The organism is Amycolatopsis sp. DSM 110486 (assembly GCF_019468465.1).
In the GTDB taxonomy this organism is placed as follows: domain Bacteria; phylum Actinomycetota; class Actinomycetes; order Mycobacteriales; family Pseudonocardiaceae; genus Amycolatopsis.
In genome coordinates this window covers 10,770,441-10,797,270 of the sequence record NZ_CP080519.1, presented here as the reverse complement: position 1 = coordinate 10,797,270, position 26,830 = coordinate 10,770,441, and the positions used below count along the sequence as shown (strand labels likewise).

The window sequence follows — 26,830 nt, the reverse complement described above, 5'->3', positions numbered from 1 at the left end:
GGGACGCCACCGTGGCCACCCTGGGTTCAGCGTCGGCTCAGGACCGGCCGAGGCCGTGCGGCGAGCCGAGACCGGTCGGGCCGTCCCAGCCGGGGCCGGCCTGGCAGACCTTCGGGCCCCAGCCCAGGCCCTGGCAGACCGACGGTGCCGCACCGTCGGTCGTGACGTCGTGGAACGCCGAGGCCGGCGCGCCGTACAGCGCGCTCGGGCCCGTCGCGCCGGTGGTGTGGCCGCTGCTGCGCACGTACCACGCGGCCACGAACGGCGACGAAGCGCTGGTGCCGCCGCTGACGATCCAGTTCTGCGGCTTGCCCGTGAAGGGCGCGTAGGTGTCGTACACCGCCGGGCCGTTCGCCGGGTCGGCGATGGCGGCGACATCGGAGGACGCGCGGTGTCCACCGCAGTTCTCGGCGGTCGAAGCGGGCTGGCCGGCGGCGGGCGGGAACGTCAGGGCGCACTCGCCGCCGAGGTTGTGCCACGCCTGTTCGGTGAATTTCGTACGCGACGCGTCGGAGGGCTTCAGCGCCGTGCCCCCGACGCCGACCGCCCACGGCAAGTTGGCGGGCCAGGTGTAGAAGCTCGTGTCGGCCTTGCTCTTGGCCGAAGCCGAAGCCGAAGCCGAAACCGCCGTCGCGTCGGCGCTGCCGACGTCACCGATCGACGCGAACAGCGGCACCCCCGGGTGGTTCAGAGCCTTGCTGTAGGGCGCGTCGATCGTGGCCGAGTCGAGGACCTCGATGTCGCTGAGGCTCACGGCGTTCGCGCCGAGTCGGACCGCCGTCTGGTAGGCGGTGGCGTAGTCGGCGGCCTTCTCGTCGGGGTCGGGCTCACCGGTCGCGTCGAGGTCCGGCGGCTGCACCACCGTGATGCGACAGGCCGGGCACGCCGCGGAGGCCATGTCGACGTCGAGTGACGTCTCGATGGCCCAGTCCTCCTCGGACTCCTTGAACTCGTCGGTGGTCTCGGGCCGCACCGGCGGCCCGCCGTGGAAGTCGGTGATCGTGAGGCACCCGCTCGCCGTCGTGCACGCGGGCAGCCCGTACTGCTCGCGGTAGACGGCCAGATCCGACTCCAGGTGCGTGTTCGCGCCCGCGCTGATCACCGCGATCGTGCCGTTGCGCCCGATGCCCGCGGCCGGCAGCGAGTAGGCGCGCGCGAGGTCCGTGGCCCCGAGCCCGACCGGCGTCGTCGTCGACAACGCCTTTGCCGAGCCGGGGCTCTCGGTGACCACGGCGGCCTGGCACCCGGCGGCACACGCGGTCCGCACGCCGTGGTCGCTCAGCAAGGTGCCGTCCTGGATCTGGGCCTGAAGGCCCGCGATGTCCGAAGTGCCGGGCGCGGCCTGCGCCGGGGCGCCCGCCACGGTCATCGCCGCGAGCACCGGCAGCGCCGCGGCCGCGGCCAGGGCCCGCCTCGTTGTGACTTTTCCCTTGTACAAGGACATTTCGCCTCCCAGGACTGCCGGCGGCGCCACCGCCGCCGCGCGGGCCCATCCTGGGTGACGATCTTTCGGATCCTGTCAGGAAGTTGTGTGGATCTTCGGCTGCGACAGCTGCGCGTCGAGTGAGCGCAGGGTTCGGACCGTGAGGCTGGGGGTCGTGGCGGCCAGTTCCCACACGGACAGCGTCGCGACGGAGGCGGCGCAGTCGGCGTTGGCGAGCATCGGCAGGTGGCGCACGAGGATCTCGCGGGCGGCCGGGGCCAGTTCGCCGATCGGGGTCAGGACGGCGGAGCCGAACTCGGCCGCCGGTGGGAGGTCCTCGAGTACGGCGAGGGCGTTCTCGCGTTGGGCGCGGACGAGGAGGTGGTCGCGTGTGACGGGGCCGTCGGCGGGCAGGCCGAGGCGCTCGAACTGGGACGCGGGTGCGTCGGCGGCTCGCATGAGGTCGACGAGGTGGGTGGCCATGGTGAGTTCGAGGTCGTCGGCGACGAGGGGGGCGGTCTGGCCGGGGTCGGTTTCGAGGTCGAACAGCAGGGTGCCGAACGCGTGCGGGTCGCCCCAGGCGTAGCCGGGCATGCGCAGTACGGGGGCGCCCTTGGTGAAGGGCAGGGGCGGGATCAGTTCGGCGTCGCGGAGTTCGGCGGGGGAGAAGCGGTTGTTCATGTGGGTGGGCATGAGGGTGTGCTCGAACAGTGGTGTGTTGGCGGGGGTGGCGGAGGCGCGCAGGTAGACGTAGCGGCCGTCGGTGACGTTGACGTGGGCGCCGAAGCTGCCGAACAGGCAGGCTTCCCTCGTGGTGGGGCCCGCCAGGGGGAGGCCTTGCATGTCGGCAGGCCTTGGTACGTCGAAGAAGTCGAGCAAGGTCGGTCCGAAGTCGACGGTCTGCACGAGCTCGGCCCGGCGCTCGCCGCGGGCGCGGCTGCGCGGGTCCCAGACGAACAGGGGAGTGTGGATGTTCTCGTCGTACCAGGGCTGGACGTTCTTGCCCCACCAGCCGTGCTCGCCGAGCAGGAGGCCGTGGTCGGTGCAGATGATGAGGAGGGTGTCGTCCCACAGCGCGTGGGTGTCCATCGCGTCGAGCACGCGGCCGAGCGAACTGTCGCACATGGACAGCAGGGCGCGGTACTCGTCGCGGACCTTCAGCGTGTCGCCGGGTTGTTCGGTGACCCTGCGGTAGCCGGGCCAGTCGTACTCCGGGCCTTCGTGCGTGAGGGAGTATCGCGCGCGGTGGTCTTCGGTGGCGACGAACGGTTCGTGCGGGTCGAAGCACTCGATCTGGAGGAACCAGTCCTGCTCGCCTGCGTTGGTGCCGAGGAACTCCAGCCCGGCATCGACGGTGAGTGTCTGCGGGTGCTGCCCGGGTTTGAGGAAGTGCTGCCGGTTCACCCAGTGCTGGCGGATCATCGCCGACGCCCGCCGTCCCCCGACCGCCGGTTCCGGCATTTCGGGATCGGCCACCTGGCCCTTCCAGCGGTCGCCTTCCTGGCCGCGGAAGAACTCGTAGGTGTCGAAGCGGTTGTGGTAGGTCGCGCCGCCGTCTTCCCAGTAGTGCTGGTGATCCGTGACGAGGTGGGTGTGGACGCCGTTCCGCGAGAGCAGTTCGGGCACCGAGTCGTCGAACGGCTCCAGCGGCCCCCACGACCGGTGCAGGAAGTTGTACCGGCCCGTGTGCAGCTCGCGGCGCGCCGGCATGCACGGCATGCTGCCCGCGTAGCAGTTGTCGAACGTCACGGCCGCCTCGGCCAGCCGCTCGAACTGCGGCGCCTGCACGCCCGTCGCCCCGTACGGCGGCAGGTACCGGCGGTTCAGGGTGTCGAACAGGACGACGATCGCGCGCATGGGCCGGGCTCCTCCTCAGGCGGGTTCCACCCCGCCCAGCCTAGGGAACTCGTGGGACGGGCAGCGGCCGAACTTTGGCGAACGCGGCCCCCGCCTGATTGACTGTGGCTGCCCGGCTCTGCCGGGCGTCAGACACCCAAGACGATTCTGGAGGACGCATGCCCGTCTCGAAGGCGCACGCGAACTGGAACGGCGACCTTCCCACCGGGTCGGGGCAGTTCACCGCCGGGGGAGGAAGCATCAGCGGGAGCGTGACCTTCAAGTCGCGCTTCGAGGACGGCCCCGGGTCGAACCCGGAGCAGCTTATCGCCGCGGCGCACGCGTCGTGCTTCTCGATGGCGCTGGCCAACACGCTGGCGAGTGCGGGATTCCCGGCCGAGTCGATCGAAACGGACGCTTCGGTCACCCTGCGCCCGGTGGACGGCGCGCCGACGATCATCAAGATCGAGCTCGTGACGGAGGGCCGCGTGCCCGGTGTCAACGAGGAGCAGTTCACGGAGTACGCGGCGCAGGCCAAGGCCGGCTGCCCGGTCAGCCGCGCGCTCGCGGGCGTCCCGGAGATCACCGTGCAGGCGTCGCTGGCCGGCTGAGCCGTGCGAGCGCTCGCTCCCGCGCGGGGCGAGCGCTCGATCAGCCTGGGGCTGCCCCGACGCGTCCCGACAGGGAGACCGGGCCGGGTTCCGGCAGGCGGGCCTCGACCGGCCCGGTGAGAATCGGGGGATGAGTGAACGCTCCGACCCCGACCGTCGCCGGGCCGCGACCACCGGCTGGGCCCACCGCCACCGCGACGTCTCCGGCGGCTGGCTCCGCCCGACCGTGTTCGGTGCGGTGGACGGCCTGGTCACCAACGCGGCCCTCATCGCAGGCGTCGGCGGCAGCGGCGTCGCGCCGCACACGATCGTGCTCACCGGGTTGGCGGGACTGGTCGCGGGAGCGTTCTCGATGGGCGCGGGCGAGTACGTGTCGGTGACCAACCAGAACGAGCTCGTGCACGCCGAGGTCGCGCTCGAAGCCGACATGCACGCGCGCTTCCCGCAACAGGAGCACGACGAGCTGGTCAGCCGCTTCGTCTCCTACGGTGCCGACGACGACACCGCCCGCCGCATGGCCGAAGCCGTCGCGCGCAACCCGGACCAGGCGCTGCGGCTGCACACGCGCGAGGAGCTCGGCGTCGATCCGCAGGACCTGCCGTCCGCCCTGCTGGCGGGTGGTGCGTCGTTCGTCGCGTTCTCGATCGGTGCGCTGCTTCCGTTGCTGCCGTACTTGCTCGGCGCGAGCACGCTGGTCGTGTCGCTGATTCTGACGGCGGTCGCGCTGCTGGCCGGGGGGATGACGGTCGGCAAGCTGACCGGAAGGCCGCTGGTCCACTCCGGGCTGCGGCAGCTCGTCCTCGGGGCGCTGGCCGTCGCAGTCACCTACGGCATCGGCCAGCTGATCGGTGCGCCCGTCGGCTGAGGGCGGCGGTCGTGATCAGGCGTTCTTCAGCAGGTCCAGCAGGGCGGCGTGGAGCTGGGCCGGCGCGGCGAGGAACGAGGTGGCCTGCGGGTGCCAGGGGGTGCCGTCGGCATCGGTGACGACCGCGCCGGCCTCGCGGGCGATCAGGCTCGCGCCGAGGAGGTTGCCGGCGTCGCGGCCGTAGAGCCAGAAGCCGTCCATGCGCCCGGCGGCGACGTCGGCGATCTGCAGGGAGGTCGGGCCCAGGTTGCGGACGGCGCCGACGTGGGGGAGGACCGCCGAGAGCGAGCGGCCGGCCTGCTCGGCGGCGTTCGGCTGGGTGGTGATGAAGGGCGGCTGGCTGGTGCCGACGAGCGTGACCGGGAGCTCGGCCGTGGCCGGCGGGGTGAGGCGGTCGCCGTCGAGGAACGCGCCGAGGCCGGTCGCCGCGTGGTAGGTCTCGCCGCGGACTTCGCTGTGGATCACGGCGGCGACCGGGGTGGCGTCCTCGACCAGGGTGATGCTGACGCACCAGTACGGCAGCCCGCGCAGGTACTGGACGGCGCCGTCGGCGAGGTCGACGACCCAGCGTTGCTCGCCGGGCGGGACGGTGGTGTCGATCTCGCCGGCCCATTCCACACCGGGTCGCAGTGCGGTGAGACTCGCCCGGAGTGCGCCTTCGGCTGAGCGTTCGAGGGCGTCGAAGGTCTCGCGGAACTCGGTGAAAGTGGTGGGGGCCGCGGGCCTGGGCCGGGCGGCGAGGAGGCGGCCGGCTTCCCGGGCCGCGGCGATCATGCCGTCGATCAGGGTGGTTGTCATGGGCCAAGCGTGCTCCCGGGTGGGCGATTATGAGGTGTTTCGGTGGCTCTTTTGATCGAACTCAGTGCCATCATGGGCTGGTGGTGAGCAATGCCGTCCTCGAAGACGACGACATTCGGCTGATCGCGGCCCTGCAGTGCGACGGTCGCGTGACGATCGAGCGCGCGGCGGCTGTGCTCGGCCTGAACCAGCGCGCGGTCCGCCGGCGGCTGCGGGTGTTGCTGGACGGCGTCGTGCGCGTGGTCGCGACCCGGCCGCGCGCCGCGTTCCCGGGCGTGACCCTGCTGCGGATCCGGGTGCTGCGCGGCAAGATCGACGCCGTCACGGCCGCCCTCGCGGCGCGCGACGACGTCCTCTACCTCGACCTCTCGCACGCCGGCGACGAGATCTCGGCCGCCGTCGTCTCCGACCCGAGCCGCCGCAACGCCCTCGTCTTCCGCCAGCTCCCCGCGACGACCGCCGTCACCGAGATCCACGCCGAAACCGTGATGCACGTCTTCTCCGACGCGAGCGACTGGCGCCTCGACGTGCTCACCGAGACCGAACGAGCCGACCTGACGGTGATGTCCGCCCAGGCCACCACCGGCGACCTCGACTCCGTCGACTCCTCGATCCTCACCACCCTGGCGCGCGACGCCCGCCTGCCCGCGGCCGCCGTCGCCGCCGAGGTGCGCCACCCCGAGTCCACCGTGCGCCGCCGCCTCGCCACCCTCCGCACCGACGGCCGCCTCCTCACCCAGACCTTCGTCGACCCGCACCACCTCGGCCTCCGCATCGACGCGAACATCACGATGCACGTCCCACCCGCGAAGCTCGACCACGCCGGCCGCACCCTCGCCCACCACCCGGCGGTCCACGGCGCCCTCGCCACGACCGGCAGCTCCAACCTCCACGCCGCCGTCTGGCTGCGCGATCTGGATCACCTGTACCGGTTCGTCACGGAGGATCTGGCGCAGCTCGGGGTGGAGCGGGTCGAGACGTTTTTGGTGGGGCAGGCGGTGAAGCGGCCGGGTAAATGAGGTCTACCCGGTCTCGGTCTGACGGGACGAAAGCCGAGGCGCTTCCGTGATGCCCGCGGCACGGAGTTCCTCGGTAATAACCTCCCGCAAGCGGAACTTCTGCACCTTCGTGCCCGACATCGGCCAGTCCGTGACGAAGCGGATGTAGCGCGGGACCTTGAACGTCGCGATGCGGCCGAGGCAGTGGTCGATCAGGGTGCGTTCGGTGGTGGTGGCGCCGGGGCGGAGCTGGATGAAGGCGGCGGCCACTTCGCCGAGGCGGGCGTCCGGGGCGGCGACGACCTGGACGACGCCGCAGGCGGGGTGGTCGGCGAGGCAGCCTTCGACCTCGGCGGCGGAGACGTTTTCGCCGCCGACCTTGAGCATGTCTTTGAGCCTCGAGACGTAGGAGAGGCGGCCGGCGGGGTCGGCGACGACGAGGTCGCCCGTGGAGAACCAGCCGGCGGGGTCGAGGCGTTCGGCGGTCAGCTCGGGGTCGCGGTGGTAGTGGGAGAAGCGGGAGGTGCCGCGGAACTGGAGTTCGCCGCGGGTGCCCGCGGGGACCGGTGCGCGAGTCGCAGGGTCGACGACGCGGACTTCCATGTGCCGCAACACTTTGCCGCTCGTGGTGGCGCGGACGTCGGCCGGGTCGTCGGGGGAGCCGACGCAGCAGAAGCCGAGGGACTCCGTCGAGCCGAGGGACGACATCTGGACGGCCGGGGCGATCCGGGCCTGCATGGCGCGCAGCCGTTCGGGGGCGCCGACGTTGAGCACGAGGCGCAGCGCGGACAAGTCGGTACCAGGAAACTCAGGGTGGTCGAGCACGCGCAGCCAGATCGTCTCGAACGCGGGAAACGCGACCGTGCACCGTTCTTCGGAGAGCTGACGCAACGCCAGACCCGGCTCGAACGGTCCGGTGTGGACCATCGCGCAGCCGGCCGCCAGCGCCGCGAGGACGACGTCGTAGCCGCCACAGTGGAACATCGGCAGGGCGGTCCAGAAGCGGTCCTCTGAAGTGAGGCCGAGCCGTTCGGCGACGGCTTCGCCTTCAGCGACCAGGGAAGCGTTGTCGTGCACGCACCCGTGCGGCCGGGCGGTCGTGCCGGAGGTGTAGAGGATCAACGCGGGATCGCCGGCGCGCACACCGGCCCGGGCCGCGGTCACCGTCGCCGCGTCGGCAGAACTCGCCGAGAACGCGGCGCGCGAGAGCCAGCCGGCGGGCGCGGGGCCGTCGTCCACGGCGACGATCGCACGCAACACCGGCGCCACCCGCAGGGAAAGACCGGAAGAAGGAGCGAGCCCGGGAAGCGCCGAGGCGAGCACCGGCCCGAGCGTGGTGTCGGCGAACAGCAGCCGCAGGTCGGCGTGCTCGACGACGTAGGCGAGTTCCGCGGCCTTGAGCCGGGGGTTCACCGGGACGGTGACCGCGCCGAGGTAGGCGATCCCCAACCAGGTCGTCACGCTCGCGATCCCGCCGGGCACCAGCACGCCGACGTGATCGCCGGGGCGGATTCCCCGCGCCCACAACGATCCGGCCAGTCGCCGGGCTTCGGCGGCGATCTCGCCATAACTCAGCCGTCCGTCGGGGAACACGACTTCGCGCTCGGTGGCGCACCGGTCGAGCAGATCCGGGATGGTGGACATGGCCCCTCCAGAGCGGCTATTGGCGCACCCGCGGCGCTTCCGTGATGCCGGCGGCCACCAGCTCGTCGGCGATCCTCTTGCGCAGCTCCACTTTCTTGATCTTCGTCCCCGACATCGGCCACTCGGTCACCCAGCGGACGTAGCGCGGCACCCGGTATGACGCGATCCGCCCGACGCAGTGGTCGATCAGCTCCCGCTCGGTCACCGAACACCCCGGCTTGAGCTGGACGAACGCCGCCGGCACCTCGACATACCGCGCGTCCGGGGCTGCCACCACGGCCACGATCGCGACGGCCGGGTGCGTGAGCAGGTGCCCCTCGACCTCGGCCGCCGCGACGTTCTCGCCGCCCACCTTGAGCATGTCCTTGAGCCGGGACACGAACGTCAGCCGACCGTCGGAGTCCGCGACGACCACGTCGCCGGTGTGGAACCAGCCGGCGGAGTCGAACACGCGCGCGGTGAGGTCCGGGTCGCGGAAGTAACCGTCGAACGTGTTGGGGCCACGGAAAAGCAGCTCACCGGGCACACCGGGGGACACGTCGTCACCTGACGGATCAACGACCCGGCATTGCATCCCGGGCATCGGATGCCCGCCGGTTTCCACGCGTTTGTCCGGTGGGTCGTCGAGCCGGTTGAGCGTGAGGAACGCGGCGGACTCCGTCATCGCCACGCACGACACGTGCACCGCGTCGGGGAGCCGCGCCGCCATGGTGCGGAGCCGTTCGGGTACGCCGACCACCATCACGACCCGGATCCGCGACAGGTCGTACGAGGCGAAGTCCGGCCGGTCGAGCACGGGCAGCCAGATCGTCTCGAAGGCCGCGAGCGCGACCGTCACGCGCTCGCGGACCAGGATTTCCAACGTCGTGGCGGGGTCGAAGAACCGCGGGTGCACAAAGGTGGCGCCCGCCGTGAGGCAGGTGAGGGCGAAGGTGATCCCGCCACCGTGGAACAGCGGGATCGCCGTCCACACCCGGTCGTCCGCGGTCAGCGGCATCCGCTCGCGGGCGATCCCGTCGGCCAGCCGGGTGAGGGCTTCGTGGCTGAGCATCGCGCCTTTGGGCGCGGCCGTGGTCCCCGACGTGTAGACCAGCAACGCGGTGTCGCGGACCCGCACGCTCGCCGCCGCCCGGTCGGCCTCGGCGGCAGGACACGCACTCGCGAAGAACTCCGCGGAGGACATCAGCCCGCCGCCACCAGGACCGCCCAGGTGCACGACGTGCTCCAGCTCGGCAGCAGCGCCCTCGGCGAGCCCCGGAAACGTCCGGTGCAGCAGCTCGGCGAAGTCCGGCTCGCCGGCCCGCGGGGGAGCGGTCACGAGCACCCGCATCCCCGAGTGCGTGACGATGCCTTCGAGCTCCACCGACTTGAACCGCGCGTTGACCGGCACCGCGATCGCGCCGGCCTCGGTGGCGGCCACCAGCATCGCGAGGAGATCGACCGACGCGGGCAGCAGGATCCCGACCCGGTCGCCCGGCTGAACTCCCAGCCCCACCAGCGCGAGAGTGAGCTCCCGGACGCGGTCGGCGAGCGCGCCGTAAGTGGCCCGTTCGGCAGGGAAGACGAGGGCTTCGCGATCGGGATGCGCCAGCCCTCGACGGCGCACCAGATCGCCGAGCGTGGTGGCGGCCACGGGCCGGACGGAACCGGCGGATCTGCTCGTCATCGGCCACTCCCCGCTCTATCTACCGACCGTTTGACAAACTAGCGTGGGTACTTGATGGTGGACAAGCCGGAAAACCCAGCCGCGACAATGCGTTGACCGCGACTGCGGCGAAGAAAGGTGATGCCGTGTCGAGTTACGACGTGGTGGTGATCGGGGCGGGCGCGGCCGGCCTGTGCGCGGGAGCGCTGCTCGCGCGCGAAGGCAAGCGGGTCGTCGTGCTCGACCGCAGCCCGTACCTGGGCGGGCGCGCCATGGCCGTGCCGGACGAGGGCTTCACCGTCAACCTCGGCGGGCACCTGATCGAAGACGGCGGATCAGGCCTCACCAAGGTGTTCGAGCACGTCGGCAAGGAGCTGATCCACGGCGAGGTCAGCAAGGAGATGCCGATCTGGGAAAACGGGTCGGGCTGGGGCTCGATCCGCGACCGCTACACCGACCGCGCGGAACTGAAGAAGGTCATCAAGGCACTCGCCGACACCCCGTACTCCGAGCTCGACGACTGGGACGATCGGTCGCTGCGTGAATGGATCCACCAGCACACGTCCGACCAGGGCGTGGTGGACCTGTTCGAGTTCATCTCCGTGCTGGAGTGCATGACCGACAACTGGTACGACCACTCCGCCAGCGACAACCTCTACGTGCGCAAGATGCACTACGAGGAGCGCAACACCGCCGCCTACTCGTGCTGGCCCGGCCAGGGCTGGGACGGGCTGTGGCGCGACCTCGCCGACGCGATCACCGGGCACGGCGGCGAGCTGCGCCTGGGGACCACGGTCGAGCGCGTGATCGTCGAAAACGGTGCGGTGCAAGGCGTCGCGGTCGCCCGCGAACCCCGGGTACTGCCCAACGAGTTCTTCGAGGAGGAGATCCTCGAGGCCCCCGCGGTGATCTCCACGCTGCCGGTGTGGCACGTGCTGAACGTGGTGCCGCGCAGCGTGCTCCCGGAGTGGTACGCCTCGCAGATCGAGTTCCTGGCGCAGGACAAGTTCCGCATCGCCTGGCTCGGGCTCTACCTCGCCACCGAGGAGCCGGTCACGCAGTTCGACCCGCGTGAGCTCTCGACGTGGACCGCGACGCCGTCGACGGACTGCTCCGGGTTCATGTTCGACCAGTCGGCGATGGACCCGTCGTGCTCGCCCGAAGGCACGCACCTGCACGTGCTGGGCGCGATCATCCCGGGCGCGAAGGGCCGCGACCGCGAGTGGTGCCGCGCCACGATGCAGGCCTTCGAACGCGACGTCGAGACGATGTGGCCCGGCCTGGCGAACCCGGTCTGGCGGCGCCGGCACCTGGTGTTCGAGCCGAGCTTCGGCGTGATCCAGATGCCCGGGCTGGTCGGGAAGTACCGGCCGCACTGGCGCGCGCCCAACGTCGAGGGGCTCTGGTTCGCCAGCGAGACCTTCCGCAGCCGTGGCGTCGGCACCGACCGCGCGGCCCGCGCCGCCCTCACGTGCGTCGAGGACTACCTCGGTGCGCGGATCCCGACGTTCGGCGATGGATGGAGGTACTGAGTGGAGCGTCTGCAGCTCGGTGTGCCCGGTCAGATCATGCCGCCCGCGGACGCCGCGGTGAAGTTCGCGCGCCGCAGCGAAGCCGAGGGCTTCGACGCCGTGTGGTGGCCTGACCACCTCATGGGCTGGCACGCCGACACCATGTGGACCGAGGACCTGACGCCGCTCGCCGCGGTGCAGCCCAACCCGCACGCCTACTTCGACCCGCTGATCATGATGGGTGTCGTCGGCGCGCAGACCGAGCGGATCAAGGTCGGCGTCGTCGTCACCGACCTGATCCGGCGCAACCCGGCGATGGCCGCGGCGAGCGCGCTGACACTGGACCACGTCACGAAGGGCCGCGCGATCATCGGGCTCGGCTCGGGGGAACGGCTCAACATCACGCCGTACGGGATGTCGTTCGACAAGCCCGTCGCGAAGCTGGGCGAAGGCATCGACGTGATGCGGCTGCTGTGGGAGGCCGACGGACCCGTCGACTACGCCGGGAAGTTCCACACGCTGGAGAACGCCGTCCTGGGATTGCAACCCTACCAAGGGAAAGCGCCCGAGATCTGGACGGCCGCGCACGGCCCGCGGATGCTGGAGCTCACCGGGGCCAAGGCCGACGGGTGGCTGCCCACCAAGATGTCGCCGGCCGAGTACGCCAAGTCGCTCACCACGATCCGGCAGTCGGCGCAGGACGCGCGCCGCGATCCCGAGGCGATCACCCCCGGCATGCTCGGGTACCTGCTCATGGGTCCCGACGAGGAGACGGTCCGGCGGCTCACCGAGGCACCGCTCGTGCGCGCGCTGTGTGTTTTGCTGCCCGCACAGGTCTTCCGCGACCTCGGCGTCGAACCGCCGCTGGACGGCGGGCCGGGCGGATCCGGCTTCCACGACTTCATCCCCACGGCCGTGTCGCGTGCCGAGTCGCTGAGGATCATCGACGCGATCCCGCCGAAAGTCGTGCGGCACTACGCGTTCTGCGGCACCCCGGCCCAGGTGGCCGAGCAGCTGGCGGAGTACCGCGAGGCCGGGCTGCGCCACCTCGTCATGTGGAACATCACCGCGTTCGGCGACCCGTCGCTGGCGAGGTGGTCGTTCCAGGCGATGACGGAGCTGAAGAAGCTGGTCGGGTCGTGAGCCGGGCGGCGGTGGAGGCGTATTTCTCCGCGATCAACGCCGAGCGGTTCGCCGACCTGGCCGGGGTTTTCACCGAGGAGGTGGAGATCCACACCGTCGGCGCGGCCCCGGTCGTCGGCCGGGATGCGGCGATCGCGCACTTCGCGAAGCTCCTCGCGGGCTACGCCGAGCACGAAGACCGCGTGACGCGCTGGATCGAAGCCGCCGAGGCCGTGGTGACGGAGATCGGCTTCACGGGCCGTCTGCGCGACGGCCGTCCGATCGGGTTCAGCGCCCTCGACGTGTTCGACCTGCGCGAGGGCCGGATCGCGAAAGTCGCCACCTGGTACGACACCCGCGACGTGCGCCGCCAGGTGCTCGCGTCATAGGGCGCGGCCTTTCGCGGTCTGCACCATGTCCATCCGCTCGATGCCCGCGCCGAACGGCGCGGCCTGCGGGGCAAGGCTCGCCAATGCCCGCTCGTAGGCCGCCACCAACGCGTCTTCGGCCGGGTAGTCGAAGGGATCCGTGGTGCCTGACGCGCGCAGGACCGGTTCGTTCGCGAGCATCCACTCGACGGTCTCGGCGATCCCGTCGGTTACCGAGACCACGTCGCGGTAGCCGAGGTCCTCGCGCAGCCGGGTCGTGTCCACAATGCACGTGGGAGACTCCTGGCCGCCGAACGCCGACACCGCGAGGCCGGGATTGGGCAGTTCCCGGGGCAGCGACCGGATTTCCAGGTCGCTGCCCGCGGCGCGGGCGACGAGCTGCGCCCACTGCCGCACGGTGAGGAGCTCGTCGTCGGCGACGTTGTAGGCCTTGCCCGCCGCGATCGCGGGCCGGTCGACGGCCAGCAGCACGGCCTCCGCCGCGTTGCGCGCGGCGGCGCGGGAGTGGACGCCGTGCCCGCCGTCGGCGAGGACCAGCCACGGGCGCCCGTCCAGCACGCGGCGCACCACGTTCCACTCCCAGGCGTACGGGTTGCGCGGCCCGTAGACGGTGGGGTAGCGCAGGTAGGTGGCGGCGAAGGAACCCTTGGCGCCCAACGAGAACACGTGGTCTTCGGTGCGCCGGATCGGGCCGGTGCTGTAGCCGGCGAAGCGGGGTTCGTCCGGCGCGACGAGCGGGTGCGAGTCCTCGCGCACGGGCAGCTGCACGCCGTACGGGAACCGCGAACCGGGGTTGACGTAACCCTGGTAAACCGGCACACCGCCGACCACGACCAGGTGCGCGCAGCGGTTCGCCACTCCGTCGGCGATGAGCCGGACCCGGCCGTAGGTCGCGACGACCACGTCCCACCCGCCCTCGCCCACGGCGCGCGCGATGTCGTCCGCCTCGAACGGGCTGCCGTGCACGTGCGGGACGTCCGGCAGCTGGGCGACCTCGTGGCGGCCGGTGTGGAACACCGTCACCTCGTGCCCGCGGGCGAGCAGCCCCGCCACGATCGGGGGACCGGTCGGGCCCGTGCCACCGACGACCAGCGCGCGGCCCATCAGGCCCGGGCCGTTCGGGGGAAGCTTCGCGGCCTGCCGTCGTCGTGCACTGGAGCCTCCCTGCGCGAGTCCTGTCCGCAGCATGACAAGCCCGATCTTCACTGTCAAACGGTTGGTTGACAGACCCTTGTTGGGGCACCGGTGTGGTGCTAATCTCACCGCTACCAAACGGCCGTTAGTCAGTGACGATGACGTCATGGAGGACGCCGATGTCCGTAGCCGCCACCGCTGGACCCGACATCCTGTCCGAGGAGTTCGCTGCGGATCCCTACCGCGCGTACCGGGTGATGCGCGAGCAGCACCCGCTCATCTGGCACGAAGCCACGCAGAGCTATGTGATCAGCCGGTACGCGGACGTCGAGCGTGCCTTCAAGGACCCGGTGTTCACCAGCCACAACTACGACTGGCAGCTCGAGCCCGTGCACGGCCGGACCATCCTGCAGATGGACGGGCGCGAGCACTCCACGCACCGGAACCTGGTCGCGCCGGCCTTCCGCGGCCGGGACCTGATGACCAAGTTTCTGCCCGTCATCGAACAGAACTCGCGCGACCTCGTCGACGCGTTTCGCCGCGACGGGCGCGTCGACCTCGTCGACCAGTACGCGACGCGGTTCCCGATCAACGTGATCGTGGACATGCTCGGCCTGCCCAAGTCCGACCACGAGCACTTCCACCGCTGGTACAGCTCGATCATGGCCTTCCTGTCGAACCTCTCCGGTGACGAGCAGGTCATGGCCGAAGGGATCCGTACCAAGGAGGAGTTCGAGGCCTACCTGCTGCCGATCATTCGCGAGCGCCGCGAAAACCCGGGCGAGGACCTGCTTTCCACGCTGTGCTCCGCCGAGATCGACGGCGTGCGGATGAGCGACGAGGAGATCAAGGCCTTCTGCAGCCTGCTGCTGACCGCGGGCGGGGAGACCACCGACAAGGCCATCGCCAGCCTGATGCGCAACCTCGTCGCGAACCTCGACCAGCTCGAAGCGGTGCGCGCCGACCACTCGCTGATCGCGGCCGCGTTCGCGGAGACCCTGCGGTTCTCGCCGCCGGTGCACATGATCATGCGCCAGCCCGCCGAGGACGTGGAGCTCTCGGGCGGGGTCGTCGAAGCGGGCAAGACCGTGACCTGCCTGATCGGCGCGGCGAACCGCGACCCGGCCAAGTACGCCGATCCCGACTCGTTCAACCTCCTGCGCGCCGACCTCGACCTCGGCCGGGCCTACACCGCCGGCGCCAACCACACGGCGTTCTGCCTGGGACGCCATTTCTGCGTCGGCGCGATGCTGGCCAAGACCGAGCTCGACACCGGCATCGCGCACCTGCTCGACGCCATGCGGGACATCCGCTTCGACGGCGATGCGCCGCCGGAGCACGGCGTGTTCACCCGCGCCCCCACTTCGCTGCCCCTGACCTTCACGCCCGCCTGAGGAGGCACCCGCATGACCGCACGCGCCGAGATCGAAAACGTCCTGGGCAAGGCTTCTTGGGGCTACGACGAGAACGACGTCGGCCTGATCGCCGATCAGTTCACCGAGACGGCCACGATGACCATGCAGATCGGCCGCGAAGGTGACACGATCGGGCCGTTCGAGGGTCGCGAGGCGATCCGCAAGCTGCACGCAGATTCGCTCGTCGCGCAGACCGACCAGCGCCGGCACAACCTCTCGAACCTGGTGCTCACCAAGGAAACCCCGGACAGCGCGGCGACGACCGCGAACCTCACGCTGCTCTCGATCGAGAACGGCGCGGTGCGGGTGCTCTCCAGCGGCTGGTACCGCGACGAGCTGGTGAAGCAGGGGGACCGCTGGCTGATCGCGACCCGGCACATCTACCTCGACCTGCCCTACTGATCCCCGCACCGGCACCTACCAGAGGACACCCATGGTCAACATCGGACGGATCCCGGAGAAGTGGGCGGCGCTCACGCCCACCCGGGACGCGATCGTCGACGCCCCGAGCGGCCGGCGGATGGACTGGAGAACCCTCGACGAACGCGTCCGCAGGCTCGCCAACGGGCTGGCGGGCGAGGGCGGCCTCGGTCTGTCCCAAGGGGACCGGGTCGCGATCCTGGCGAAGAACTCCATCGAGTACCAGGAGCTGTACTACGCCGCCGGGCGCGCCGGGCTCGTTACGCAGCCGCTGAACTGGCGGCTCGGAGCGGGCGAGCTGACCCGGATCGTCGCCGACGCGGCGCCGAAAGCGGTGATCGCGTCCGACGAGTGGCTCGATACCGCGAAGCAGCTGCAGGCCGCGGTGGACGTGCCCAACTGGCTGCAGTACGGCGAATCGGGCGACGGAAGCTACGAGGACCTGCTGGCGCGCAGCAGCACCGACGAGCCGGTGCAGTCGTCGTCGGTCGGTGACGCCGATCCGTTTTTCATCCTCTACACCGGCGGCACCACCGGAGAGTCGAAGGGCGCGCTGCACAGCCACACGAGCGTGTCGTTCGGGATGCTCAACCAGACCGTCGCCGAGCGCATCGTCGCGACCGACGTCTACATGCTGACCGGGCAGATGTACCACATCCCGGTGGTGCTCTCGATGAACTACCACCGCCACGGCTGCCCGCTGGTGCTGATGAACTTCGAGGCGCGCACGGCGCTGGAGCTCATCCAGGAGGAGCGCGTCTCGGCGTTCCTCGGCATCACCACGATGCTGAACTGGATGATGGCCGTGCCGGGCTTCTCCTCCTACGACATCTCGGCCCTGCGCAACATCCAGTACGGCGGCGGGCCCATGCCCTCGTCGGTGGTCAAGGCGGCGCTGGACCAGTTCCCCTGCACGCTGATCCAGGGTTACGGGCAGACCGAGGGCACCACGATGTGCTTCCTGTCGCAGGAAGACCACCTCGACGCCGTGCGCGGCATCCACCCGGAACGGCTGATGTCCTGCGGGCGCGAGGGTTTCGTCACGCAGGTCCGCGTCGTCGACCCGGACGGGCGCGAGGTGCCCAAGGACGGCCGGACCGCGGGCGAGATCATCGTGCGGTCCGAGGCCAACATGCTCGGTTACCTCAACCGCCCCGACCTCACCGAGAACACGATCCGCGACGGCTGGATGTGGACCGGCGACATCGCCACCTGGGACGCCGAGTCGTACGTGTTCATCGTCGACCGCGCCAAGGACATGATCATCTCCGGTGGCGAGAACATCTACTCGATCCAGGTCGAGGAGGCGGTGAACAAACACCCGTCGGTGCTGGAGTGCGCGGTGATCGGCGTGCCCGACGACGAGTGGGGCGAAGCGGTGAAGGCGTTCGTGGTGCTCAAGCCCGAGACGACGGCGACGGAGGCCGACATCATCGCCACGGCCAAGCAGCACCTCGCCTCCTACCAGAAGCCCCGGTCCGTCGAGTTCGTCGACGCCCTGCCCAAGGCGCCCACCGGGAAGATCCTCAAGCGCGACCTGCGCCGCGCGTACTGGGCGGACCGCGGCCGGTCCGTGTGACGGCGGGACTGCACCACCTCGGCGTGCGCGTGGCGGAGCTGGACCGGGCCGTGGCCTTCTACCGCGAGCTCGGCGCCGAACCGCTCGCGCCGCCATTCACGCTCGATCCCGGTGCGGCCGCGCTGGCGATGAACACCGAGCGCGAGGTGCGCGTCGCCCTGCTCGGGTTCCCGGACGGCAGCGGGATCGAGCTGTTCGAGTTCGGCGAGCCGGCGCCGGAGTGGTGTGCCGCGCAGGAGCCGGCCGCCCGGCTGCCGCACCTCGGCATCCGGGTCGCCGACGTCGACTCCGCGTTGGCCCGGGCCGAGGCCGCCGGCGGGCAGCGGCTGTGGAACCGGCCGAAACAGTGGGGGCCGGTACGGGTGGTGTACCTGCGCGACCCGGACGGGACCGTGCTCGAACTGCTCGACGCGCCGTTGCGGGCGGTCGCCGACGTGGTCGCCCCGTGAGTACCCGGCAGGAGGAGGTTTCTTGTCCTACGACGTGATCGTGCTCGGTGCCGGCGTGTCCGGCCTGGTCACGGCGTCAGTGCTGGCCGAACAGGGCCAACGCGTGCTGCTGCTGGAAAAGCACGCGTACCTCGGCGGGCGGGCGCGCGAGTACCGGTACAAGGGGCACCAGCTCGGCCTCGGCAGCCACCTCGTCGAGGATCCCGGCGACTCGCTGACGAGGGTGTGCGCGCTCATGGGGCTCGACCTCGTGCACTCCGAACGCAGCGACTCCATGCCGTTCTGGACCAACGGCCGGGGCTGGGCGCCGATCCAGGAGCAGTACGCGGGCAGCGCGAAGCAGGGCCTCAAGCGGTGCATCCAGGCGTTGAACGCGACGTCGTACGAGGAGCTGGAGAACTGGAACCACGCTTCGCTGCGGGAGTGGATGGCGCAGTACACCTCCGACGAGGGCGTGTACACGGTGTGGGAAGCCATCTCGGTGCTGGAGCAGATCACCTTGCGGCCGTGGGAACACTCGGCCTCGGAGAACCTGTACACGCGCAAGCTGCACTACTCGACGCGGCGCACCGCCGGATACTCGTTCTGGCCCATGGGCGGCTGGGATGCGTTGTGGCACAACATGATGGCGGCGTTCGAGGCCCACGGTGGTGAGCTCCGGCTGTCGGCGCCGGTCCGCCGGGTCGACGTGCGCGATAGCGCCGTGCGCGGCGTGACGCTGCGCGACGGCGAGGAGATCGCGGCCCCACAGGTGGTCGTGTCGGCGCCGGTGTGGGACCTGCTGCGGCTGTTCGACGACGACGTGCTGCCGTGGGACCTCGCGGCGCGCATCCGCATGCTGGCGGCCAACCGCAACCGGGCCTGCTGGATCGGTTACTGGATCGCCGCGAAGGAGCCGGTGATCGCGATGACCGAGCGGGAGATGGCGTCGTTCCTGTCCACACCCCGCTGCGGCCTGCCCGGCTTCACCCTCAACTTCACCGGCTACGACGGCGGGGTCTCGCCCGCAGGGGAGTACCTGACGTGCGTCGGGGCCTCGTTCGACGCGACCACCCACTACGGCGACCGGGCTTGGCTCGACCGGAAGTTCGCCGAGCTGTGGGAGGACATCGAGGAGATGCTGCCGGCGGCGCGCGGGGCACTGTGGACGAAGCCGCACGTCGTCACCAGCTACGGCGTGATCACCAAACCGGGCCTGGTCGGCCCGGTCCGGCCTGACACGAAGGTCCGCGGGATCGAGGGCTTGTGGCTGACCGGCGACACGACGCGCGCCCGCGGCATCGGGATCGACAAGGCCGCGCGCTCGGGCATCACGGCGGCCGAGGCCGTGCTGGGCAAGCGGCTCGACGCGTTCGCCGGGACGCTGCGCTACTGACCGGAAGTCTTTGAACGGCAACAAGTTTCTTCCAGCAGAGGAGGCGGACATGACGGGACGGGTCGCGGGAAAGGTCGCGTTCATCACGGGCGCGGCACGTGGGCAAGGCCGCGCACACGCGGTGCGGCTCGCGGAGGAGGGCGCCGACATCATCGCGATCGACGCGTGCGCGGCGGTCGAGACGGTGGACAAGTACCCGCCGGCCACCGAGGAGGACCTGGCCGAGACCACCGCGCTGGTCGAGAAGGCCGGTGGGCAGATCGTGGCGAGCAAGGCCGACGTCCGGGACGCCAAAGGCCTGCAGGCCGCTCTCGACGAGGGAGTCGAGCGGTTCGGCGGGCTGGATATCGTCGTGGCGAACGCCGGCATCGCCACCTACGGCATGTCCTGGGAGCTCACCGAGGACATGTGGCAGGACATGCTCGACGTCAACCTCACCGGGGTCTGGCACACCGCGAAGGCCGCGGTGCCGCACCTGATGCGCCGCGGCGGCGGGTCGATGGTGTTCACCAGCTCGATCGGCGGGCTGAAGGGCATCATGCAGGTCGGGCACTACGTGGCCGCCAAGCACGGGATGGTCGGGCTGATGCGCACGATGGCCAACGAGCTCGCCGGGCACCGCATCCGTGTCAACACCGTGCATCCGACCAATGTGGACACCCACATGATCCAGAACCCCGGCACGTGGGGGATGTTCGCCCCGGACGACCCGGCGCCGACGAGGGAGGCGGCTATGCCGGGCTTCCTGTCGCTCAACGCGCTCCAGGTGCCGTGGGTCGACCCGATCGACATCGCCAACGCCGTGCTGTTCCTCTCCAGCGACGAGGCGCGGTACGTGACCGGGGTCGCGCTGCCCGTCGACGCGGGGGCCACGATCAAATGAGGATCGAGGGTTCCGTCGGCCTGGTCACCGGCGGTGCGTCGGGGCTCGGCGCCGGCACCGCGCGGCGGCTGGTCGCGGGCGGTGGCCGGGTGGGCATCCTCGACCTGGCGAGCTCGGCCGGCGCCGAGCTCGCGGCCGAGCTGGGCGAAGGCGCGCTGTTCGTGCCCACCGATGTGTCGGACGAGGCGGCGGTCGAGAAGGCCGTCGGCGCGGTCGCCGAGCGGTTCGGGCGGCTCGACGTGTGCGTCAACGCGGCCGGGATCAGCCCGGCCGCGCGGGTGCTGTCGCGCAAGGGCGAGCTGCACCCGCTCGATCTCTTCCGGCGCACTGTGGAGATCAACCTCGTGGGCGCGTTCGATGTGCTGCGCCACGCCGTCGCCGTGATGGCGCGCAACGAGCCGGGCCCGGACGGCGAGCGCGGGCTGATCGTCAACGTCTCGTCGGCCGCCGCGCTGGAAGGGCAGGCCGGGCAGGCGGCGTATTCGGCGTCGAAGGGCGGGCTGGTCGCACTGACGCTGCCGCTCGCGCGGGATCTCGCGATCTGGGGGATTCGCGTGATGACGGTGTGCCCGGGGATCATGGACACGGGCATGCTGGCCGGGGCCGACGAGAAGCGCCGCGCCGCGCTGATGGACCTGCACGTGTTCCCGAAACGCCTGGGCCGCCCGGAAGACTTCGCCCGGCTCGTGGCGAGCTTCATGGAAAACGAGCTGCTCAACGGCGAGGTGGTCCGGCTCGACGCCGCGACCCGCCTCTGACGCGACCACCGACGACGAGGAGTTTCCGATGTCCCCCGACCCCACGCCGCTGGCGGGCCGCATCGCGCTGGTGACCGGCGGCTCGCGCGGTGTGGGCCGTGCGATCGCGACGCGGCTCGCGGCCGACGGTGCCGCCGTCGCGGTCAACTACCGGCGTGACGCCGGCGCGGCCGAGGAGGTCGTGGCGGGGATCGCGGCCGAGGGCGGGACCGCGGTCGCCTACCGCGCGTCCGTGGACGACGAGGCCGCCGTCGCCGCCATGGTGCAGCGGATCCGGGCCGACCTCGGCCCCGTCGACCTGCTCGTGAGCAACGCCGGAACGGCGAGCCGCGGCACGCCGATCGCGGACACCGACGAGCAGGAATACCTGCGGCTGCTGCGCGTCCACACGCTGGGGCCGCTCGCGTTGATCCGCGCGCTGCTGCCGGGGATGCGCGCCGCGGCCCGGGGCGACGTGATCGTGGTGTCGAGCGCGATCGTGGAGACCACGCCGGCGGGTGGCGCCGCGTACACGATGGCGAAGGCCGCGATGGAGACCGCCGCGCGGACCCTGGCGCACGAGGAACGGCCGCACGGCGTGCGGGTCAACATCGTCGCGCCCGGCCTGGTGGCGACCGACATGGGCGAGCGCCTCGTCGCGGCGTCCGGCGCGCCGATGATCGCCGACCTCGACGCGCGCTACCCCTTCGGCCGCGTGGCGCGGCCCGAGGACGTGGCCGGTGTCGTGGCGTTCCTCGCCTCTGCCGACGCCGATTACCTGACGGCGCAACGCATCCTCGTCGACGGTGGCGGGCCGGACGTCCCGATCGTCGCCGTCCCGAAGGCGTGACAGCCGGGACCGCCGGGCTCAGCCGAGCGTGATCAGCGGAGCCCCGGCGGCGACGGAGGTGCCGGGGGAGACGAGGACGGTCCCGACGACACCGCCGACCTCCGTGCGCACCTGCATCTCCATCTTCATCGCCTCCAGCACCGCGACGACGTCACCCGCGGCGACCTCCTGCCCGGGCTCGACCCGGACCGCGACCACGGTGGCGTCCATCGGCGCGGTGGGCGGTCCGCCGGCTGCCGCGCCTGCGGTGCTTCCTGATCCGCTGTCGCGTGAGGGGCGTTCCGACGGCGCGGCAACCACCCCGGGCCGCTGAGCGCGTCCGTAAACCGCGATCTCGACGGGCCCGCGGTCCGTGGCGATCCGGACCAGCCGGGCGGGCACGGCGTTCGTGCCCGAGGTGTGCGGGGCGGGGGGAGCGGCAGGAGCCGTGGCCGGTTCCGGCACCCACTCCCGTTCGACGGATCCCGTGTCGTGCCTGCCTTCCGTGAACGACGCCGATTCGAGGATCGTGCGCAGGTACGGCGCGGTCGTCGGCGGACCCGCGACCCGCAGTTCGCCCAACGCGCCCACGAGCCGGCGTCGCGCGGTGTCGCGGTCGGCGCCGTGGGCGAGGACCTTGCCGAAGAGCGAGTCGTACATCGCCGGCACCGCGTCGCCGGTCTCGACACCGAAGTCGTTGCGGATCCCCGGACCCAGCGGCAGCGTCAGGCCGGTCACGGTGCCCGGCGCCGGCCGGAAACCCGCCGACGGATCCTCGGCCGCGATGCGGGCCTGGATCGCGTGTCCGCGCACCACCACGTCGTCCTGCGTGAACGGCAGCGGCTCACCGAGCGCGACCCGCAGCTGCGCCGCGACGAGGTCGAGGCCGGTGACCAGCTCGGTCACGCCGTGCTCGACCTGCAGCCGGGTGTTCATCTCCAGGAAGAAGAACTCGCCGGTCTCCGGCAGCACGAGGAACTCGACCGTGCCCGCGCCGACGTAACCGACCTCGCGCGCCAGGGTCACGGCCGCCTCCCGCAGCGCGGCGCGCACCCGATCCGGCAGGCCGAACGCCGGCGCCTCCTCGATGAGCTTCTGGTGCCGGCGCTGCACCGAGCAGTCCCGGTCGGCGAGGTGGACGACCGTGCCGTGCGCGTCGCCGAACACCTGCACTTCGACGTGCCGCACCGGCTGGAGGTAGCGCTCGAGGTGCACCTCCGGCCGTCCGAACGCGGCGCCCGCTTCCCGCCCGGCCGCGGCCATCGCCTCGGCGAGCCCGCCGGCGGACGTCACGACGCGCATGCCCCGCCCGCCCCCGCCGAACGAAGCCTTGACCACCAAGGGAAAGCCGATCCGGTCCGCCTCGGCCGCCGCCTGCTCGGCCGTGAGATCCGCGGTGCCGGGCGGCACCGGCACGCCGCACTTCCGGGCCACCGCGCGCGCCGCGACTTTGTCGCCCATCCGCGCGATGACCTCGGCGGACGGCCCGACGAACGTCAGCCCGGCCGCGGTGACTGCCTCGGCGAACCCGGCGTCCTCGCTCAGCAGGCCGTAACCCGGGTGCACGAGGCTCGCACCGGCCGCCTTCGCCGCACCCAGCACCGCGTCGACGTCCAGGTAGGACGCTCGCGCGGGCGGCGGTCCGATCCGGTGAGCTTCGTCGGCCAGCCGGACGTGCAGCGCGCCGGCGTCCGCGTCGCTGTGGACGGCGGCGGCTCGCAGACCGAGTTCGTGGCACGCGCGGATGATGCGAACGGCGATCTCGCCGCGGTTCGCCACCAGGACGGTCGCCTCTGGCATGTCGGTTTCCCTCACGTCCGTGGTGTCGCTGCACACCCGTCTTGGGGGTTCCGTCGCGGACGACGAGCACCCCGTGGAGAACTGTCTACCAACCAGTCGTCTGATAGTCTAGGGTCGGCTCCGGGGACGGACCACCCGATCCCGGCCAGGGGAGGTCCCGTGACGACGAGGAGCACCGTGCGCGACGACTCGGGTGGCGACACCGCCGAACCGGCCGAGGTCACGATGGCCGACCGGCTCGCCGTCCTCCGCGAGAAGCAGGCGGCCGCCCACGCCAGCGGTGGGCCGGAAGGCCTGCGCCGGCACCGGGAATCCGGCCGGCTGCCCGTGCGGGAGCGGATCGAGCTGCTCGTCGACTCCGGCTCGTGGTTCGAGATCGGCGCGCTCGCGCTGCCGGAGCTGCGCCGGGAAAAGCCGATCCCCGGCGACGCCGTGGTGACCGGGTTCGGCCTGCTCGACGGCCGGCGCATCGGCGTGATCGGCATCGACTCCTCCGTGGTGGCCGGCACGACCGCCCCCATCAGCATGCGCAAGCAGGGCCGGCTCATCGAGCACGCGCAACGCCACGGTTTCCCCCTCGTCCTGCTGTGCGACGCCGACGGCGGCCGGATGCCGGACGTCTCCGGCTGGCGCTTTTCCGGTCTTCCCTTGGACTTCACCACGTTCCTCAAGCCGCCGCCCGGTCAGCCGGTGGTGCCGAGAGCCGCGGCCGTGCTCGGTCCGAGCTACGGCGACTCCGCCCTGCACGCCTCGACCGCCCACTTCGTGGTGATGGTGCGCAGCGGGTCGATCGCGCTCTCGGGTCCGTCGGTCGTGGAGCCGGCGATCGGCGAGAAGGTCACCGACACCGAGCTCGGCGGCCCGGCCGCGGCGACCGAAGCGGGCAACGCGCACCTCGTCGTGGAGACCGAGGCCGACGCGATGGACGCCATCGCCGCGTTCCTGTCCTACCTGCCGCAGAACTCGACGCTGAAGCCGCCGCTCGCTCCGCCGCGCCCGCCGGCCCGGGACCCGCGTGAGCTCGAGTCGATCGTCCCGCTCGGCCCGCGCTCCGGTTACGACATGCGCGACGTGTTCGCGTGCATCGCCGACGAGGAGAGCGTGCTGCCCTGGGCCGACGGCTGGGGGCCGAGCCTCCTGTGCGCCCTCGCCCGGATCGAAGGGCGGCCGGTCGGGCTCATCGGCAACCAGCCGATCGTGCGCGCCGGGGCGCTGGAGCCGCCGACGCTGGCGAAGGAGCGGACGTTCGTGAAGCTGTGCGACACGTTCGGCCTGCCACTGGTGTTCCTGCACGACGTGCCCGGTCTCATGATCGGCACCCAGGCCGAGCGCGGCGGCATCCTGCACGGCTACGAAGGGCTCGTGTCCGCGATCGCCGAGGCGACCGTGCCGAAGGTCGGGGTGGTGCTGCGCAAGGCCTACGGTGGCGGGCACTTCGCGATGGGCGGGCGCCCGACCAAACCGGACTTCCTCTACGCGTGGCCGAGTGCCGAGCTGGGGTTCATGGCGCCCGAGACCGGCATCCGCACGATCCACCGGCGCCGGCTGGAACGCGTGCTGGCCGAGGAAGGCCCCGAGGCGCACGCGGCGCTCGTCGCCGAGCTGACCGAGGAGTGGATCAGCGAGGCCGAGCCGTGGGAGGCCGCCGCGCACCTGTCGCTGGACGACGTCATCGAGCCCGCCCGCACGCGGGACGTCATCGCGACGAGCATCGAGATCGCCTCGGGAGGACTTGCGTGAGCACCTGGAATCCCGCTGCGGCCCGCACCTTGCGGGTCGAGGTCGACGACACCGGCGACGGCGAGGGCGCGGTCGCGGTGCTCACCATGGACACCCCGGGCAAGCTCAACGCGATGGGCCGCGAATTCTGGCCGGAGTTGCGGGAAGCGTTGGCCCACTTGGCCTCCGACGGCCGCACGCGAGCCGTGATCATCACCGGCGCGGGTGACAAGGCGTTCTCGGCCGGCGGCGACATCGCGAGTTTCGCCGACCTCACCGACGTCGTCGCCAAGCGGGAGTTCCAGCAGGACTGCATGCGCACCTTCGCCGCGGTGGAGGAGTCGCCACTGCCGATCGTCGCGGCCGTGAACGGGTTCGCCCTCGGCGGCGGGTGCGAGCTGGCCCTGGCGTGTGACGTGGTGGTGGCCGCCGAGACGGCGACGTTCGGGATGCCGGAGTGCGGTGTCGGGTTGGTCCCGGGGTTCGGGGTGCTGCGCGCGCCCTCGGTGATCGGGCGGCACTGGACGAAGCTCATGATGTTCGGCGGCGAGCGGGTCGACGCGCCCACGGCGCTGCGGATCGGCCTTGCGCAGAAGGTGGTTCCCGCCGCCGAGCTGATGAGCACCGCACGCGAGCTCGCCGGGCGGTTCGCGTCGATGGCCCCGCTCGCCGTGGCCAGCGGCAAGAACCTGGTCAACCGCGGCGTCGACCGCGGCGAGTTCGACCACTCGACCGCCGCGCTCACCACCCTGCACGCCACCGCGGACGCCGCGGAGGGCATCGCCGCCTTCCTCGGCAAACGGCCGCCCAAGTTCGAGGGCCGCTGATGACCGCCCGCCCCGACCCGTTCGTGGCGCTGATGCGCCGCTACGTCAACGACTACACCAACCGCCACGATGTCTCCGTGTGCGCGGAGATCATGGAGCCCGGCTACGTCCTGCGCATGGGCCCGCACGAGGTCGCCGGGCGCGACGACGCGTACATCCCGGCGGCGCAGCGGCAGTTCGAGCAGTATCCCGGGCTGTGCCTGACGGTCCACTCGATCGTCACCGACGGCCGGAAACTGGCTCTGCGGTTCTCCGAACACGGCCGGCGCGCCCGCGACGGACAGGTCGCCGTGTGGACGGGCATCGGGCTGTACCGCTGGAACGGCCGCCGGCTGGAGACGAACTTCGTGGAGCAGGACTACCTGTCCCGCCGCCGTCAGCTGAGCTCCGGGAACCCGTCTCCGGTCGACCCGCCCGCACCGGCGCCGTGGGACACCGAAGCCGAACCGGCGAACCCCGCCGCGGAATCCCTCGTCCGGCACTGGATCGCGTCCGGTGGGGCCGTGCAGCCGCAGGACCCCCCGGCCGCGGTCCGCTTCGACGACGGCGACGCCGGGCCCGCGTTGCTCACCGACGTCACATCGAGGATCGACGAGCTGTTCTCCGCGGGCGAGCACGTCGCTTTCCGGATCACCGCCACGGGCGCCTACGCCGGCGGGCTCGGCCCCGACGGCGGTGAAGCGGCCGTCGGCACGCCCGCGACCCTGCACCTCGTCGGTCTGGTCTCCGTCGAGGGCGGCCGGATCGGCGGCTGGATCGTCCGCGACCGGCTCGGGCTGGCCCGCGGTCTCGCGCAGCCGGCCACCGCCGGCTCCTGAGAG

General features: G+C 71.4%; 24 protein-coding genes. 17 read left to right on the top strand and 7 right to left on the bottom strand.

Features of this window, described 5'->3' with window-relative positions:
* Nucleotides 1–37: 37 nt before the first annotated feature.
* Nucleotides 38–1,444 (bottom strand): hypothetical protein, encoded by a 1,407-nt coding sequence (locus tag K1T34_RS51965; protein WP_220242120.1) that lies wholly within the window; start codon nucleotides 1,442–1,444, stop codon nucleotides 38–40.
* A 75-nt stretch (nucleotides 1,445–1,519) separates the two neighbouring features.
* Entirely contained in the window at nucleotides 1,520–3,280 is a 1,761-nt protein-coding gene (locus tag K1T34_RS51960) for a sulfatase (RefSeq protein WP_220242119.1), read from the bottom strand.
* A 158-nt stretch (nucleotides 3,281–3,438) separates the two neighbouring features.
* On the opposite strand from K1T34_RS51960, the gene K1T34_RS51955 reads away from it, so the two are divergent.
* Nucleotides 3,439–3,870 carry an OsmC family protein gene (locus K1T34_RS51955; protein ID WP_220242118.1) on the top strand — a complete coding sequence of 144 codons (432 nt, stop codon included), beginning with the start codon at nucleotides 3,439–3,441 and terminating at the stop codon, nucleotides 3,868–3,870.
* A 130-nt stretch (nucleotides 3,871–4,000) separates the two neighbouring features.
* Nucleotides 4,001–4,735, top strand: a complete 735-nt coding sequence (locus tag K1T34_RS51950) for a VIT1/CCC1 transporter family protein (protein WP_220242117.1) — start codon at nucleotides 4,001–4,003, stop codon at nucleotides 4,733–4,735.
* 15 nt (nucleotides 4,736–4,750) lie between these two features.
* Here the strand turns inward: K1T34_RS51950 and K1T34_RS51945 are convergent, their stop codons facing one another.
* Nucleotides 4,751–5,533: an inositol monophosphatase gene (locus K1T34_RS51945; RefSeq protein ID WP_255638185.1), complete on the bottom strand. Its 783-nt coding sequence runs from the start codon at nucleotides 5,531–5,533 to the stop codon at nucleotides 4,751–4,753.
* Nucleotides 5,534–5,613: 80 nt separating this feature from the next.
* Here K1T34_RS51945 and K1T34_RS51940 point away from each other — a divergent pair, with 80 nt between their 5' ends.
* Nucleotides 5,614–6,552: an Lrp/AsnC family transcriptional regulator gene (locus K1T34_RS51940; protein WP_220242116.1), complete on the top strand. Its 939-nt coding sequence runs from the start codon at nucleotides 5,614–5,616 to the stop codon at nucleotides 6,550–6,552.
* A 3-nt stretch (nucleotides 6,553–6,555) separates the two neighbouring features.
* Here the strand turns inward: K1T34_RS51940 and K1T34_RS51935 are convergent, their stop codons facing one another.
* Both K1T34_RS51935 and K1T34_RS51930 read right to left on the bottom strand, forming a co-directional pair.
* On the bottom strand, nucleotides 6,556–8,175 hold the full coding sequence (locus K1T34_RS51935; protein ID WP_220242115.1) for a class I adenylate-forming enzyme family protein: 1,620 nt from the start codon (nucleotides 8,173–8,175) through the stop codon (nucleotides 6,556–6,558).
* A gap of 16 nt (nucleotides 8,176–8,191) precedes the next feature.
* The gene (locus tag K1T34_RS51930; protein ID WP_220242114.1) at nucleotides 8,192–9,841 is read right to left on the bottom strand and encodes a class I adenylate-forming enzyme family protein; all 1,650 of its coding nucleotides are present in this window, start codon (nucleotides 9,839–9,841) and stop codon (nucleotides 8,192–8,194) included.
* Between the two features lie 125 nt (nucleotides 9,842–9,966).
* Between K1T34_RS51930 and K1T34_RS51925 the strand changes: the two genes are divergently transcribed.
* Genes K1T34_RS51925 through K1T34_RS51915 form a run of 3 tightly spaced genes read left to right on the top strand, consistent with a single transcriptional unit; the run spans nucleotide 9,967 to nucleotide 12,842 of the window.
* Entirely contained in the window at nucleotides 9,967–11,352 is a 1,386-nt protein-coding gene (locus K1T34_RS51925; protein WP_220242113.1) for an NAD(P)/FAD-dependent oxidoreductase, read from the top strand.
* Entirely contained in the window at nucleotides 11,353–12,474 is a 1,122-nt protein-coding gene (locus tag K1T34_RS51920) for an LLM class flavin-dependent oxidoreductase (protein ID WP_220242112.1), read from the top strand.
* Nucleotides 12,471–12,842 carry a nuclear transport factor 2 family protein gene (locus K1T34_RS51915; protein WP_220242111.1) on the top strand — a complete coding sequence of 124 codons (372 nt, stop codon included), beginning with the start codon at nucleotides 12,471–12,473 and terminating at the stop codon, nucleotides 12,840–12,842. Before K1T34_RS51920 ends, K1T34_RS51915 begins: the two co-directional genes overlap by 4 nt.
* Here K1T34_RS51915 and K1T34_RS51910 read toward each other — a convergent pair.
* Nucleotides 12,837–14,048 carry a hypothetical protein gene (locus tag K1T34_RS51910; RefSeq protein WP_220242110.1) on the bottom strand — a complete coding sequence of 404 codons (1,212 nt, stop codon included), beginning with the start codon at nucleotides 14,046–14,048 and terminating at the stop codon, nucleotides 12,837–12,839. The genes K1T34_RS51915 and K1T34_RS51910 overlap by 6 nt on opposite strands.
* A gap of 107 nt (nucleotides 14,049–14,155) precedes the next feature.
* Here K1T34_RS51910 and K1T34_RS51905 point away from each other — a divergent pair, with 107 nt between their 5' ends.
* The 8 genes from K1T34_RS51905 to K1T34_RS51870 are packed head-to-tail and all read left to right on the top strand — an operon-like array spanning nucleotide 14,156 to nucleotide 21,684.
* Nucleotides 14,156–15,370, top strand: coding sequence for a cytochrome P450 (locus K1T34_RS51905; protein WP_220242109.1), 1,215 nt, complete (start codon nucleotides 14,156–14,158; stop codon nucleotides 15,368–15,370).
* A gap of 12 nt (nucleotides 15,371–15,382) precedes the next feature.
* Nucleotides 15,383–15,793: a nuclear transport factor 2 family protein gene (locus tag K1T34_RS51900; protein ID WP_220242108.1), complete on the top strand. Its 411-nt coding sequence runs from the start codon at nucleotides 15,383–15,385 to the stop codon at nucleotides 15,791–15,793.
* A gap of 31 nt (nucleotides 15,794–15,824) precedes the next feature.
* On the top strand, nucleotides 15,825–17,390 hold the full coding sequence (locus K1T34_RS51895; protein ID WP_220242107.1) for a class I adenylate-forming enzyme family protein: 1,566 nt from the start codon (nucleotides 15,825–15,827) through the stop codon (nucleotides 17,388–17,390).
* The gene (locus K1T34_RS51890) at nucleotides 17,387–17,839 is read left to right on the top strand and encodes a VOC family protein (RefSeq protein WP_220242106.1); all 453 of its coding nucleotides are present in this window, start codon (nucleotides 17,387–17,389) and stop codon (nucleotides 17,837–17,839) included. Before K1T34_RS51895 ends, K1T34_RS51890 begins: the two co-directional genes overlap by 4 nt.
* 22 nt (nucleotides 17,840–17,861) lie before the next feature.
* Nucleotides 17,862–19,214, top strand: a complete 1,353-nt coding sequence (locus tag K1T34_RS51885) for an NAD(P)/FAD-dependent oxidoreductase (protein ID WP_220242105.1) — start codon at nucleotides 17,862–17,864, stop codon at nucleotides 19,212–19,214.
* A 49-nt stretch (nucleotides 19,215–19,263) separates the two neighbouring features.
* Nucleotides 19,264–20,097 (top strand): mycofactocin-coupled SDR family oxidoreductase, encoded by an 834-nt coding sequence (locus tag K1T34_RS51880; RefSeq protein ID WP_220242104.1) that lies wholly within the window; start codon nucleotides 19,264–19,266, stop codon nucleotides 20,095–20,097.
* Nucleotides 20,094–20,855 carry an SDR family NAD(P)-dependent oxidoreductase gene (locus tag K1T34_RS51875; protein WP_220242103.1) on the top strand — a complete coding sequence of 254 codons (762 nt, stop codon included), beginning with the start codon at nucleotides 20,094–20,096 and terminating at the stop codon, nucleotides 20,853–20,855. Before K1T34_RS51880 ends, K1T34_RS51875 begins: the two co-directional genes overlap by 4 nt.
* A gap of 28 nt (nucleotides 20,856–20,883) precedes the next feature.
* Nucleotides 20,884–21,684 carry an SDR family NAD(P)-dependent oxidoreductase gene (locus K1T34_RS51870; protein ID WP_220242102.1) on the top strand — a complete coding sequence of 267 codons (801 nt, stop codon included), beginning with the start codon at nucleotides 20,884–20,886 and terminating at the stop codon, nucleotides 21,682–21,684.
* 18 nt (nucleotides 21,685–21,702) lie between these two features.
* On the opposite strand, the gene K1T34_RS51865 is transcribed toward K1T34_RS51870, so the two are convergent.
* Complete coding sequence (locus K1T34_RS51865) at nucleotides 21,703–23,463, bottom strand: biotin carboxylase N-terminal domain-containing protein (RefSeq protein WP_220242101.1); 1,761 nt, start codon at nucleotides 23,461–23,463, stop codon at nucleotides 21,703–21,705.
* A gap of 159 nt (nucleotides 23,464–23,622) precedes the next feature.
* On the opposite strand from K1T34_RS51865, the gene K1T34_RS51860 reads away from it, so the two are divergent.
* Genes K1T34_RS51860 through K1T34_RS51850 form a run of 3 tightly spaced genes read left to right on the top strand, consistent with a single transcriptional unit; the run spans nucleotide 23,623 to nucleotide 26,827 of the window.
* Complete coding sequence (locus tag K1T34_RS51860; RefSeq protein ID WP_220242100.1) at nucleotides 23,623–25,203, top strand: acyl-CoA carboxylase subunit beta; 1,581 nt, start codon at nucleotides 23,623–23,625, stop codon at nucleotides 25,201–25,203.
* On the top strand, nucleotides 25,200–26,009 hold the full coding sequence (locus K1T34_RS51855; RefSeq protein WP_220242099.1) for an enoyl-CoA hydratase/isomerase family protein: 810 nt from the start codon (nucleotides 25,200–25,202) through the stop codon (nucleotides 26,007–26,009). The genes K1T34_RS51860 and K1T34_RS51855 overlap by 4 nt, the downstream gene beginning before the upstream one ends.
* A complete protein-coding gene (locus K1T34_RS51850) occupies nucleotides 26,009–26,827 on the top strand; it encodes a nuclear transport factor 2 family protein (protein WP_220242098.1) in 819 nt (272 codons plus the stop codon). The genes K1T34_RS51855 and K1T34_RS51850 overlap by 1 nt, the downstream gene beginning before the upstream one ends.
* Nucleotides 26,828–26,830: the final 3 nt, after the last annotated feature.